Here is a 14,016-nt window from a genome sequence, read left to right on the forward strand (position 1 = left end):
GTTATTTACAAGGAAAGTATATGAAAGATTTAATATCTGTTGTTGTAACTTGTTACAACCATCAAGATTACATTGAACAGTGTTTGCGCAGTATTTTTGCTCAGACCTATCGAAATATTGAGTTACTGGTATTGGATGATGGCTCCTCTGACCATTCTGCTGAAATCATAGAGGCTGTCTTGGCGGATTCCCCTTTTCCGACGCGGTTTGAAAGTCATGAAAATATGGGGGTTGTCAAGACAAGAAACAAGGCTTTGCAGCAAATTCAAGGCACTTATTTTATTTTTGTGGATAGTGACGATTTTCTGGATTCGGACTATATTGAGAGTTTCTACACAAGCATGGTGCAAGAGGAGGCAGATATTGTCTATGGTGATTTGTATGATCCTGATAAAAAGGAAGTTTACCTTAAATCACGGCCTTATGACAAGCTAGCTTTCTTAACGGAGAATTATATTTCCAATTGCTCCCTCATTCGTCGTTCGGTTGCTGAAGGTATTTATTATGACGAAGCGCTGAATCGTGAGAAACTGGAGGACTATGATTTTCTTTTAAACTTAATTATCAATCAAGGTGCAAAACCAGTTTATGATGCAAAAACAAAGCTGAATTACCGGGTCTTTGATAAGGAATCAATCTCTAAACGGGATTCTACGAGATATCATTACGAAATGTATCTGAAAATCCTGCGTAAGTATGTAAAACAGATACCAGATGAAATATATCAAGCTCTGGGCAAAAACATATTCACACTGGAAGGTCGTTTGGATGAACTGATTCAGCATATGGATAAAGTGAACGACTATGTTCTTGAACTGCAGGAGGATCAGCGGCAGTTACATAAAAATCTAGACTCCTTGAAATCCAGACTGAGAACGATAAAAGAACAGCGAGATGAGGCTATTCAGGAGCAGTTTCGTATTCGCCGATCTATTTCCTATCGCTTGGGGAATGGCGTGATTACGCCATTGAAACGTCTGGCTCGATTAGTCAAAAATCCTCGCAGTATCAAAGCTGCTTTAAGTCGGATTAAGCAACAGCTGGTTCGTTTGAAACGCCAAGTTAAGTCTCCTAAGGTTTATTATTATCAATGGCTGCGGAACTCTCAACGAGAAAAAGCTTTAGCTTCAGTTTCAAGTGGCGAAAAAGTCTTAATTTATGTCATTTTTGAATCCGAGCCACGCTTGCAGAAGTACAAACTTATCTTTTTAGAAAAGTTAGCAGCTTTGGCTGATAAGACTCTCATCGTTGTTAACGGCGGACTGGTTGCAGAAGATTTAGAAACTTTAGGACAGTATGGCCAAGTCTTGGTGCGGGATAATACCGGCTATGATACGGCAGCTTTTCGTGAAGGCATTCTTTCCTTAGGAAAGGAAACGCTGCAGCATTGCTCTCAGCTGATGCTCGTCAATGACACTAATATCGGTCCTATGAGTGATTTAGCAGCAGTCTTTCAAACCATGGCTGGTAGAAATCTTGACTTTTGGGGAATTTCCTATGGTGAGACTCAGGAAGATATCACTGGATTTAACCGCTATGGTTACATTCCCAATCACCTACAGTCTTATTTTTTGGTGATTGAGACTTTGCTGCTTCAGTCCGAAGAATTCTACGACTATTGGCAAGTGCTGACTGACACGGATTCACGAGAAGAAGCAATCGGAAAGCATGAAACGACTTTTACCAAGTACTTTGCTGACTTGGGCTATCGTTACGATGCCTTGGTTCACGAAAATCAGGATTCGGCTATGTATATTCATCCATTAAGGATGTTAAAGGCGGGCAGTCCTCTGATTAAGTATACTTCTTTGAAGAATTATGATGATCAGCAGTTTTTATGGCAAGGTCTGGAAAGAGAATCGGAAGTTCCTGATTTGTTGGACTACGTTCGGGAGAAGACAGATTATCCAGTAGAAATTCTTGAGAACATTGTTCAAAAATTCAAAGATGTGCCTCGTGATCAATACATTCTCATCATTGACGGTGTAGAGAACATCATTCCGCAGTGTACGCGCTACCGTGTGCTCAATAAGGCAGAGCAGCTTAGAAAGAATGGTTTTGCTGTGAAAGTGGTCAATGCGTCTAAGTTTATTCTGTCTCAGGCCCAGTATGCCAGCCATATCATTATCTACCGCGCTCCTTGGTCCGCTCAACTCCAGCTTTTATGTGATTTGGCTCGGGAGGAGCATAAGCCAGTTTATTTTGATATTGATGATTTGGTCTTTGATACCCTTTATACGGACCAGCTAAGCTATACACAAGGCTTATCTGAGAAGGAAAAGGGCAATTATGATGCTGGGGTGAAGAATTACGGAAAAATGCTGGCGGCTTGTGATGGAGCGATTACCTCCACGAATCAGTTAAAAGAGGAATTGCTCAAATACAAGGACTCAGTTCTGCTGAATCGTAATCTGGCGTCCAGCGAATTGATTGCGGTTAGCTCGCAATTCTTGAAGGAAGACTTTGGTGAAGACGACAGAATCAAAATTGGCTATTTCTCTGGCTCCATCAGCCACAATGAAAATTTTGAGCTCATCAAGCCGGCTATCAAAGAAGTGCTAGACAACTACCCATCCGTGGAGCTTCATATTGTAGGGCACTTGGATATCCCGCAGGATATGAAACAATATTCGCAGCGTATTGTTATCCATGAGTATGTGGACTGGAAGGCCTTGCCTCAGTTGATTAGTCAGGTTGATATTAATCTAGCTCCGTTGGTTGACTCAGTCTTTAATCGGGCCAAGTCAGAAATCAAGTGGATAGAAGCAGCTCTAGTCAAGGTGCCAACGATTGCCAGTCATATCGGTGCCTTTGCAGACATGATGATAGACGGTCAGACGGGACTTTTGGCTAAAGATAGTGAATGGAAAGAAAAGCTGGAAAGCCTGATTCTTTCTGCGGATTTACGCAGAGAACTGGCGGAGAATGCCTACACCTTTGTATTAGAAAATTGCAGTTTAGATAAAAAAGATGAAATGGTGACTTATTTTGAAAAGAAATAAAGAAGTAAAAGTCGAGAATATTTTCTTATTATTGGCAAGTATCTTTGTCTTGACTTTTATGATTGCACAGCCGATTAATCGGGTGCCTGATGAGACCAATCACGCTCGTATGACATGGGAAATCTTCCATAAACCTACCAGTCGAACATATAAATGGATGGACAAAATCCCATCCACTCCGAATGTTTCGCCGGCAGAGTACAAGCAGCTGTTCTCAGAGAAGATAGATCTGGCGCAAGAAGAGTTTACCTTTGGCTTTAATCTCAAGGCTATCTCTTTTCTGCCTCAGCTACTAGGTATGACCTTGGGAAGCATGCTTTATCCGTCAGTAGGCTTCATCGTGATGATGGGGAGGCTCTTTAATGCTTTGGCATATATCATCGGGGTTTATCTGCTGATTAAATACTTCAAATATGGCAAAAAAGCTCTGTTTTTCCTATCTCTTTTGCCTATTATGGTCCAGCAGGCTGCTTCTCTCTCTTACGATGTGATGAGCTATCTGGAGATTATGTTGGCGGTTGGCTTTTTGACCAATATTGCCTACCATAAGAAATTCACTAATAGAAATGTACTGGAGCTTTTGGTGATTTCTATAGGACTCTTTGTCACCAAACCGAATAATGTTCTTTTATTAGGCTTGCTGCCTTTTGTTGACTTTGAGTTTGAAGGATTCCTTGCGTTTCTGAACAAGCCTTTTGTTGCAGCCAAAGCTTTTGTAACTCGTTATCGCCCTATCTTCTATGCACTTGGCTTTGCCGCTTTCTTTCTTGCCCTGCATCTGGCATTTCGCAATCAGGGTGGGCTCTTGCACTATGGCCAAGTCTTACTGAATACGCTCTTTAAGCAAAGTGTTAATGGCGATTTGAATACGATTTTGACAATCGGTATGTTTGGCTTTTTGGGGAATTTTACTATCCAGCTGCCGCTTTGGTTGATTTTTATCGATGTGGCAGTCTTGGCGCTTATCTTCTTGCAGTCGCAGAAAGATTTTATGACCAAGGGCTATACAGTCATGTCGCGGTATCTGTTTCTGGTTCAAGTGATTGCTGTTGTGTCAATTATGTATCTGCAGTGGACACCTATCGTCCTAGGTAAAGGTGCTATGATATCAGTTGGTGCTCAGGGGCGTTATTTTACACCCTTCCTGATTTTACTGCTACCAACTGTTGCTAATCTAGGAACCTTGGACATTAAAGACAGAGTGGTGAATCGAATGATGGTTGGGACTCTGGTAGCTAACTTCTTGGTTTCCCTCTACTTGATGGTGCCCTTTTATTGGAATATATTAGGATAAGCTATGAAAAAAAATATATTATTCATTTCTCCGACGGGAACGCTGGATAATGGAGCTGAGATCTCTATTGTCAATTTGATGGAGTACTTGGTAGAGACGGGCCATCAGGTTATCAATGCGATTCCGGATTATCATGTAGCCGTTCAGCAGGACTATATATCCAGCTTGGCAGCCTTGGGTATTGAGACTATAGCCTTGCCTTCAGTTAAATGGTGGTGGGAGGACGCGCCTGGTGGCCTGCCAGGTAGTCCTGAGTCTAGAGCTCGGTCTTATCAGGATAATACCTCAGCGCTCAGAAAGATACTAACGGAGCGAAAGATTGATTTGGTTATTACCAATACGGTCAATATGTTTCAAGGTGCAGTGGCAGCGGCCTGCGAGAATGTTCCGCATTTCTGGCTGATTCATGAATTTCCTGACGGAGAGTTTGGCTACTATAAGGAAAAGCTAGATTTTATCAGTGATTATTCGCAGGAAATATTTGCAGTTAGAGGTGCCTTGCAGAGACAGTTACAGGAGCTGCTGCCAAACAGAAAAGTCTTGTCTTTTGCCCCTTTTACGAAAATTCATCCTACTAATACAGGAGAAAAGGATAGAGCCGAAAGGCGTATTGTGTCAGTCGGACGTCTGACAGAGCGGAAAAATCAATTAGAATTGATAAAAGCCTATAACCAGCTATCTCAGCCAAAACCGACCTTAGTTTTTATCGGTGCCTGGGATGAGGAGTACAAAAAAAGATGCGATACTTATATCTCTGAACATCAGGTAAAAAATATTAGCTTCTTGGGACACAAGGACAATCCTTGGTCAGACGTGACGGCAGCAGACTTAGTGGTATTTCCTTCTGCGATGGAAACCTTTGGTTTAGTCTATATTGAAGCGATTATGAATGGCCTTCCGACCATTTTGTCGGATAATCCTGGTCATCTATCCGCCTATGAAATCTTTGAAGAAGGCCAGCTGTATTCATCTGGCAATATCGAGGAGTTGGCTGATAAGATAAATATTGCCTTGGCAAACTTTGAGGGATTAAAAGACCAGTCGGTGGCCAATCTTGGCAAGATTCAAGAGCGCTACACAGTTCAGAGTGTTTACCAGACCTTATTGGATAAGATTGAAAATACTGAAATGTATCAGGCTAACTCCTTGCGTCATGTCAAGTGCTTATTGGATACAAATTTACCCTCTCAACCAGCCAGCTCTTTCTTACGCAAAGTGAAAAATAAGCTGCTTTCTGGTAGAAGAGGTTAAAGAAAGAAAAGGACAAGTTCAGCCGCGGCTCTACCTGTCCTTTTTGTATTATACAAACACACTAGAAAGTGGTATAATAGAATGGATTGTAAAATCTTGAATTGAGGGAAATCATGAAACATGTCTTCATCATCGGGAGTCGGGGACTTCCTGCCAAATATGGAGGATTTGAAACCTTTGTCGAGAAATTGACGGAGCATCAAATCTCTTCTCACATCCAATATCATGTGGCTTGCTTATCAGATGATGAAGCTTTTCATCATTTTGACTACAAGGGAGTAGACTGTTTTACAGTCAAGCCACCTAAGCTTGGCCCGACCCGCGTAATTGCCTATGATATGATGGCCGTTTCCTATGCCCTCAAGTTTGCTAAGAAAGAGCAGATTGAGCAGCCAATTTTTTACATTCTTGGAAATACAATTGGTGCTTTTATCTTTCCCTTTGCTCGTCGTATCCATCAGGCAGGCGGTAAATTCTTTATCAATCCTGATGGGTTGGAGTGGAAGCGGGCCAAGTGGTCTAAGCCAGTCCAAGCCTATCTCAAGTATTCTGAGAAGGTCATGACCAAGCATGCAGACTTGGTTATTGCGGACAATCTAGGCATCGAAAGCTATATTCAAAAAGCTTATCCTTGGTCTAAAACGACCTGTATCGCTTATGGAACCGACCTTTATCTGTCCAATCTGACGGAAAACGAAGGCAAGGTCAGGGTCTTCTTTGAAAAGTGGGCTAGTAAGGAAAAAGACTATTACCTGATTGTCGGACGCTTCGTTCCGGAAAACAACTATGAAACCATCATTCAAGAATTCATGAAATCCAAAACCAAACGTGATTTGCTGATTATCTGCAATCATGAGGGCAATCCCTATTTTGAAGAGCTCAAGCAGAAAACAGGCTTTGACCGTGATTCTCGCATTAAGTTTGTCGGTACGGTCTACGATCAGAATCTGCTCAAATATATCCGTAATCATGCTTTTGCATACATACATGGGCATGAGGTTGGTGGGACCAATCCGGGACTCTTGGAAGCTCTGGCTCAGACAGATGCCAATCTGGTATTGGATGTGGATTTCAATCGGAAGGTAGCCAAGGAAACGGCTCTGTATTGGCAAAAAGAACCTGGCCAGCTGGCCCAGCTGATTGACCGAGTAGATGCTCAAACAGATTTTACGGAGCTAGGTCAAGCCGCCAAAGAAAATATGAAAGAAAACTACACCTGGGAAAAAATTGTGGGTGAATACGAGGATTTATTTTTATCATGAAAGTGACCATTCTTCTGTCCGCCTATAATGGGGAACAGTTTCTGGCCGAGCAGATTAAGAGTATTCAAGAGCAGACATATAGGGGCTGGCAGCTGCTGATTCGTGATGATGGCTCTACAGATGGGACGCGGGCTGTCATCGAAGACTTTTGCCGCAAGGATGACCGCATTTCCTTTATCAATCGGGAAAATCCACAAAATCTAGGTGTCATTCAGAGTTTTCATAGCCTGCTTCAATACCAAGATTCGGATTTCTATCTCTTTAGCGACCAAGATGACGTTTGGCTGCCAGACAAGATTGCCATGCAGTTGGCTGAGGCAGACAAGTATGATAGCAGTCATCCCTTGCTGGTTTATACTGACTTGAAGGTCGTAGATCAAGAGCTACAGGTTGTTCACGAAAGTATGATTCGCACTCAGTCAGATCACGCTAATACAGAACTAGTCCAAGAGTTGACGGAGAATACGGTGACGGGCGGTGTTTCTATGATAAATCGCGCCTTGGCCCAACTTTGGACTGGGAAGGAAGAGCATGAACTGCTCATGCACGATTGGTATCTGGGCTTGCTTGCTGCGGCTTTTGGCAATCTAGTCTATATTGACAAGCCGGGTGAGCTCTATCGTCAGCATTCGAATAATGTGCTGGGAGCGCGAACGCTCAGAAAACGCGTAAAAAACTGGGTGCGTCCCCATGTTCTTTTTACCAAATATTGGAAATTGATAAAAGACAGTCAGACCCAAGCTAGAAATTTGCTGGCACTACCGCTGACTGCTGAAAATAGAGAGTTAATTGAGAACTTTGTGACCATTATGGAGGTGCCTTTTAAGGAGCGCTGGCGCAGGATTCGCCAGTATGGCTACCGTAAAAACCGCACTTTTCATACTCTTGTTTTTACGAGCCTCATTCTCACAAAGTTTGCTTATAAGGAGTAATATTCATGGATTTTTTTAGTAAAAAAAATCGGATTCTTTTGAAAGAATTAATCAAGACGGATTTTAAGTTGCGTTATCAAGGGTCCTTGGTCGGTTATCTTTGGTCGATTTTGAAGCCATTGATGATGTTTACTATCATGTATCTGGTCTTTGTCCGCTTTTTGCGCTTTGATGATGGGACACCCCACTATACAGTAGGGCTTTTGCTGGGGATGGTCTTTTGGTCTTTCTTTACCGAAGCCACTAATATGGGCATGCTTTCCATCGTTTCTCGGGGAGATTTGCTGCGTAAATTAAACTTTCCTAAACATACCATCGTCATTTCATCCGTTCTTGGAGCGGCAATCAATTTTCTGATTAATCTGATCGTTGTTTTCCTTTTCGCCTTGATTAATCAGGTGGAATTCGGATTGCATACGCTGGTAATTATTCCTCTTTTTCTGGAGGTATTGGTCTTGGCAATGGGCTGTGCCCTCATGCTGTCTTCCTTGTTTGTGAAGTATCGGGATATTGGACCGATTTGGGAAGTGGCTCTTCAAGCAGGAATGTATGCTAGTCCTATTATTTACTCTCTGACCTTTCTTTTGCAGCGGAAGCAATTCTTTGTCGCTAAAATTATGATGCTCAATCCGATTGCCCAGATGCTGCAGGACATGCGCCATTTCATTGTTGCTCCTGTTAATGTCAGAGGCTGGGATATTGTGAATAACAAACTAATCGCCCTCATCCCTTACTTGATTCCTTTTGTGATATTGGCTCTAGGTTTGTTCTTCTTTAATAAAAATGCTAAGAGATTTGCGGAGATTTTATAATGTCAAATAATATTGCAGTAAAAGTCGACCATGTAAGTAAATTCTTTCGATTGCCTACTGAGGCTACTCAGAGTTTAAGAACCAGTCTGGTTAATCGTTTTAAGGGAATCAAAGGCTACAAAGAACAGCATGTTTTGAAAGATATTTCCTTTGAGGTCGAAAAGGGTGACTTCTACGGGATTGTCGGGCGCAATGGCTCTGGTAAGTCCACCCTCCTGAAAATTATCTCTGAGATTTATATTCCGGAGAAGGGCAAGGTAACTATTGATGGTAAGTTGGTTTCCTTTATTGAGCTGGGTGTCGGATTCAATCCAGAACTAACTGGCCGCGAGAATGTCTATATGAACGGTGCCATGCTGGGATTCTCAACAGAAGAAGTAGATGCCATGTACGATGATATCGTGGAGTTTGCTGAGCTGGGAGAGTTTATGAATCAAAAACTCAAGAACTATTCTAGCGGTATGCAGGTGCGTTTGGCCTTTTCTGTGGCCATCAAGGCTCAGGGTGATATTCTGATTTTGGACGAGGTCTTGGCTGTTGGAGACGAAGCCTTTCAGCGTAAGTGTAATGATTACTTCAAAGATCGCAAGGAGTCAGGCAAGACGACCATTCTGGTGACCCATGACATGGGAGCTGTTAAAAAGTATTGTAATAAGGCCGTCTTGATTGAAAATGGCTTGGTCAAGGCTATCGGCAATCCAGATGATGTGGCAAACCAGTACAGTCTGGACAATGCGACTGAAAAAAAAGCCATGAACGAGGGATTCCAGGTTGAGAATGCGGCAGTTTCTGATTTGAAGGTTAAGCTCTTGCATTCGCCTCAGATTTCACCTGAACAAGAGATTGAATTTGAAATTTCTTATCGGGTTAATCAAGACCTCCCGACCTATGTTTCCTTTTCTCTGACAGATATCGATCGAACTATCTGGCTTTACAATGATAATTCCATGGATCAGCCGACAGAAGGACCTGGGCAGAAGCGCTTGACTTATAAGTGTCATGTGTCACAGATAAATAACGCTAAGTTAAAACTGCAGGTTTCAGTGCGGGATCAGGAAGAACAAATTCTAGCCTTTGCAGACTCTCAGAACAACCCAGTTATCTTAGTCAATCGTCAGGATATTAAGGATGACGATGTCTCTGCTAAGGATTCTGCCACTGGCTTAATCCAGCGTAATGGCAGTTGGAAGATTTCTCAATCATAAAGAATAAGGTATTTTCATGGAACGAATATTACTCTATGTTCATTTCAATAAATGCAATCATATAAGCGGTCATGTCTTCTATCAATTGGAGCAGCTAAAGCCGCTTTTTTCTAAGATTCTTTTTATTTCAAATAGTCCTTTGAGCAATGAGGACAAATGTCGGCTGAGAGAAGACTTGGGGATTACTGACTTGCTTGAGCGGGATAATCGAGGCTTTGATTTTGCAGCTTGGCGTGACGGTATGAACTGGCTGGGTTTTGATACTTTGCAGAACTCAGACTCTCTGACTCTCATGAACGACACTTGCTTTGGTCCACTATGGGATTTGGCGCCCATTTATCAGCGCTTTGAAGAGGATCCGCAAGTCGATTTTTGGGGAATGACTAATTTCCGCAAGACCAGGTACTTTGAAGAACACCTGCAGAGCTACTTTGTTACCTTTAAGCAGTCAGTTCTCAAAGACAAGACTTTCCGTGAATTTTGGTCTCAGGTAGAAGATTTTACTGACGTTCAAGATGTGATTGACCATTACGAGACCCAGTTTACCAAGCGTTTTGTAGAGGCAGGATTCAGATATCAAGCTCTACTTGATACCCGTCAGGAAGAAGCAGGAGAATTGGTTCATCCAGATTTTTCATACTATAAGCCACTTAAGATTCTGGAAGCAAAGCTTCCTTTTCTAAAGGTAAAAGCTCTCACAGGCAATCCTTTTTTAGCTAGGTATTTTCTGGAAGATCTTGAAACCAACTCATCCTATCCAACTTCGCTTATTAGGGAACACCTGTTCTATCATTTTGGTCCAGACCTTCCTTGTTTGCTGCAGGACAAGTATTTGTCTCAGGCAACTTCGAACTATCGGACAGATCAGCCTGTCCTCCTGCATATTCATGTAACGGATTTTCCTATTTTTCAGCAGTATCAGGACAAGCTATTCTCTCTATCGTCTCAGTACGAGTATTTATTGACAACAAACCAGCCAGAAGTTCTGAAACAGCTGCAGACAGCTCTTGGTCATCTGGGCAATAAAGTTCAGATTGTCCTAAGTCAGAAATCTCGCGCCTGGCTTGCCATGCTAGAGCAGAAGGAAATTCTGCAAGACTATGCTTATATCGGTCATCTATCTACTCATAGATTGGTGGGGAATCAGGCAGTTTTTGATCAAGCTATGCGTTCTGATTTGATAAATATGATGGTGGATTATGCGGATGCAAGCATAGAAGCGTTGGAGAAGGAGTCTGCTGTAGGGCTGGTTATTCCAGATTTACCGCGTCTAGTCAGGGACGGCTTGTTTGAGTCAGAACCGCCGCGTCCAAGGCTGGCTGCTGTCTGGCAGGAAGCTGGTTTGCATAAGTCTTTTGACTTTATGACCACCCCTTCTCTTACGAGAGTCTATGGTGGCTTTGTATGGTTTAAATACTCTACTTTGACTAGTATGTTCCGAATGAAGAGCTTAGAAAGTTTGCCATTCTTTGAGCAAGAATTGTCTGATGTTTTAGAGCATTTATTGGTTTATCTAGCTTGGGACAGTCATTATGATTTCAAGATTATACCCTTATCTTCCCTCCCCTCTTTACTGGACTGGCAGAGGAAGAGAGCAGAATTGACCGAGCAAAAAGAAAAATTAAGTCAGAAAAATTTATCTCAAAAGATTAGAAATCGTTTGTCCAATCTTTTAAAGAAAAAGTGAGATTCTTAATTCACAAAAAATCTCGCTAGAGAATATAACTATTTACCAGAAAGAAAAATGAAATTTTTACTCAACCACTATAAGCAGTTCTCATACCTGCTGATTAGTTTTTTACTTTTAGATACAGTCGCTGTTACAACAGTCTTACTATTGGAGGAAGGCGAAAATTTGCGGAATTATCCTGCCTTGTGGCTGGCCTTTCTGATGTTGCTCCCTCTTTTGTTTGGCTTGGGTAAGCTTTTGTCTCAGCTCTTCAGCAAAAGATTCTTTATATGGTCAGCTATTATTTACGCTCTCTATACAGGATTTTCTTACTTACTGACAGTAACGCAGCATGTCAATGATTTTGAGTTCAAAGCAGAACGGGTTTTCAGCAATCATTTTTGGCAGTTTAACTCCCTGCCTGGCTTGCTTTTGATTTTCTTATTTGCGTATATTTTTATCCATTTTCCAAAGCTTAAAAAACGCTTCCCAGGTAAGTTCTTGCAGGTTAATAAGAAAAATAGAGAGGTACTGGAAAATCTTTTTCTGTCCCAACTCTTCCTATTTCTTGCTTTGATGGACGATAAGATGCCGGAATTGCTGCATCACCAAAGCTATTTAGTGAATTTCCTTGAGGAAGGCAAGTTGGACATAACGCAGAACTTTGTGCTAACTTTCATCTGCCTTATCGCACTTATCTTTATCCTGCTTTCTCTCCCCAGCTTTCTAGCTGTTAAGGGATTGCGCGATCTCGCTCAGAATAAAGCCAGTGTTTCTGTTGCTTTTGTGTTGAGTGCAGTCTTTGCTCTGGTCTTTAATTACACCATTCAAAATACTATCCGTGGAGATGTGGTTGTTTTGGAGAGGTATCTTTTCACCGGAGCCAGTCTCTTTCAAATCATTGTTTTTTTCATGATTTTTATGGCTCTTTACCTGATTTTCAATCATTTTCTCCTGCCAACCATGCTGATAACAGCGCTAGTAGTGGTTGCTACCATAGCCAGCAGTCTGAAATTTCAGTATCGCCAAGAGCCAATATTGCCTAGTGATATGGTCTGGCTGAGAAATCCCAAGACCCTCTTTGACTTTCTCGGAGGCAATTATGGATTTTATGCTATCTTGGGACTAGCTGCTCTAGGCGCTCTTTATTGGTATTTGCGTAAGAAAATCTTGCCAGGCAAGCTCATTACCGTTCTTAAATACCAGCTCCTCTTGCTAGTCCTGCCCCTGGTCTTTTTCTTGGGAGTCATGGATATATTTGCTACTAAAAAGAATGGCAAAATAGTAGAGAATATCCCAGTTATTTCGATCTTAAATAATTTCCATGACCTGACTTGGATGGGAAATACTGTCAATTCACAGCTGCGCTCCCTTTCTTTTGTCTGGTTTTCACAGATGTCGGATACAACCATGATTGAGCCGCGTGGCTATTCTAAGGAAAAGATTCAAGAGATAGAAAGAAAGTATAAGAATCTTGCGGAAGCTATTAACAAAGACCGCCAGAATAAAATCGAAGATCAAACGGTAATTTATCTCCTGAGTGAAAGTTTTTCTGACCCTGCTCGGGTTGACGGCGTTACCATGTCTGAAAATCCAATTCCTTATATTCAGGAAGTTAAAACTCGCACCACCAGTGGACTTATGAAGTCAGACGGCTATGGTGGAGGAACGGCCAACATGGAATTTCAGACCCTGACTGGTTTACCTTTTTATAATCTGTCTCCGTCTATTTCGGTTCTCTATACTGAAATTGTCCCGAGGATGAATAGATTCCCTTCCATTAGTGATGCTTATTCATCTAAGAATCGGACAGTAATCCATCTGGCCTCCCCTAGCAATTATGCCAGAAATGTCATTTACCAGGATTTGGGATTTGATACCTTTATTCACTATGGTACTAAAGGCCTAAAGGGTGATAATATAGGTGGTAATTACAGCGATAAAACGACTTATAATCAGGTCTTGGAACATTTGAATGGCAAGCAGGGACAGTTTTTCTCTGTCATGACCATGCAGAACCACATGCCTTGGAGTGAGCCCAATCCTGTCTACATGTCTGCCAGCTATCCTGATTTTAGCAAGGAAGGGAACGAATCTCTTTCCAGCTATGTCAGAATGCTTTACCATACAGATCAGGCGACCAAGGAGTTTTTGGAGAAGCTTTCAAAGGTAGATAAAAAAGTAACAGTCGTCTTTTACGGTGACCATTTGCCTGGTCTCTATCCTCAGTCAGCCTTTAAAGAAAATCCAGAAAGCCAATATCTGACAGATTATTTCGTTTGGAGTAATTATGAAACTCCTAAACTCGATTATCCAAGAGTCAATTCTAGTGATTTCTCCGCTCTCTTACTGGAGCAGACAAATTCCAAAGTATCACCTTACTATGCTTTATTAACAGAAGTATTGCATAAAGCCAGTGTCGATAAAAAGGAATTGGACGAAGAAGCTCAAGAAATAGCAGATGATTTGAAACTGATTGAGTATGATATGGTCAGAGGCAAGGGCTACTTGTCCGATAGCTTCTTTGAGACAGCAAAATCATAAATAAAAAAATAGAATAGGCAAGTCTACCTGTTCTATTTTTTCTTA

Annotated in this window: 9 protein-coding genes; all 9 read left to right on the forward strand. The window is 41.8% G+C overall.

Annotated features, from left to right (window positions below; all coding sequences use genetic code 11):
• Positions 1-20 precede the first annotated feature (20 nt).
• The 9 genes from K1I80_RS01415 to K1I80_RS01455 all read left to right on the forward strand — a co-directional run bounded on the left by K1I80_RS01415 (position 21) and on the right by K1I80_RS01455 (position 13,971).
• Complete coding sequence (locus K1I80_RS01415) at positions 21-3,002, forward strand: rhamnan synthesis F family protein (RefSeq protein WP_223313316.1); 2,982 nt, start codon at positions 21-23, stop codon at positions 3,000-3,002.
• Positions 2,989-4,296, forward strand: coding sequence for a DUF2142 domain-containing protein (locus tag K1I80_RS01420; protein WP_168955700.1), 1,308 nt, complete (start codon positions 2,989-2,991; stop codon positions 4,294-4,296). The genes K1I80_RS01415 and K1I80_RS01420 overlap by 14 nt, the downstream gene beginning before the upstream one ends.
• A 3-nt stretch (positions 4,297-4,299) precedes the next feature.
• Complete coding sequence (locus K1I80_RS01425; RefSeq protein WP_223313315.1) at positions 4,300-5,547, forward strand: glycosyltransferase family 4 protein; 1,248 nt, start codon at positions 4,300-4,302, stop codon at positions 5,545-5,547.
• Positions 5,548-5,660: 113 nt separating this feature from the next.
• Positions 5,661-6,809: a beta 1-4 rhamnosyltransferase Cps2T gene (gene cps2T, locus K1I80_RS01430; protein WP_223313314.1), complete on the forward strand. Its 1,149-nt coding sequence runs from the start codon at positions 5,661-5,663 to the stop codon at positions 6,807-6,809.
• Positions 6,806-7,741: a glycosyltransferase family 2 protein gene (locus K1I80_RS01435; protein WP_223313313.1), complete on the forward strand. Its 936-nt coding sequence runs from the start codon at positions 6,806-6,808 to the stop codon at positions 7,739-7,741. The genes cps2T and K1I80_RS01435 overlap by 4 nt, the downstream gene beginning before the upstream one ends.
• Positions 7,742-7,746: 5 nt before the next feature.
• Positions 7,747-8,553: an ABC transporter permease gene (locus K1I80_RS01440; RefSeq protein WP_223313312.1), complete on the forward strand. Its 807-nt coding sequence runs from the start codon at positions 7,747-7,749 to the stop codon at positions 8,551-8,553.
• Entirely contained in the window at positions 8,553-9,758 is a 1,206-nt protein-coding gene (locus K1I80_RS01445; protein WP_223313311.1) for an ABC transporter ATP-binding protein, read from the forward strand. The genes K1I80_RS01440 and K1I80_RS01445 overlap by 1 nt, the downstream gene beginning before the upstream one ends.
• Before the next feature lie 16 nt (positions 9,759-9,774).
• Entirely contained in the window at positions 9,775-11,445 is a 1,671-nt protein-coding gene (locus K1I80_RS01450) for a rhamnan synthesis F family protein (protein WP_223313310.1), read from the forward strand.
• Between the two features lie 57 nt (positions 11,446-11,502).
• A complete protein-coding gene (locus tag K1I80_RS01455) occupies positions 11,503-13,971 on the forward strand; it encodes an LTA synthase family protein (protein WP_223313309.1) in 2,469 nt (822 codons plus the stop codon).
• Positions 13,972-14,016: the final 45 nt, after the last annotated feature.

Source organism: Streptococcus sanguinis, from assembly GCF_019929225.1.
In the GTDB taxonomy this organism is placed as follows: Bacteria; Bacillota; Bacilli; order Lactobacillales; family Streptococcaceae; genus Streptococcus; species Streptococcus sanguinis_J.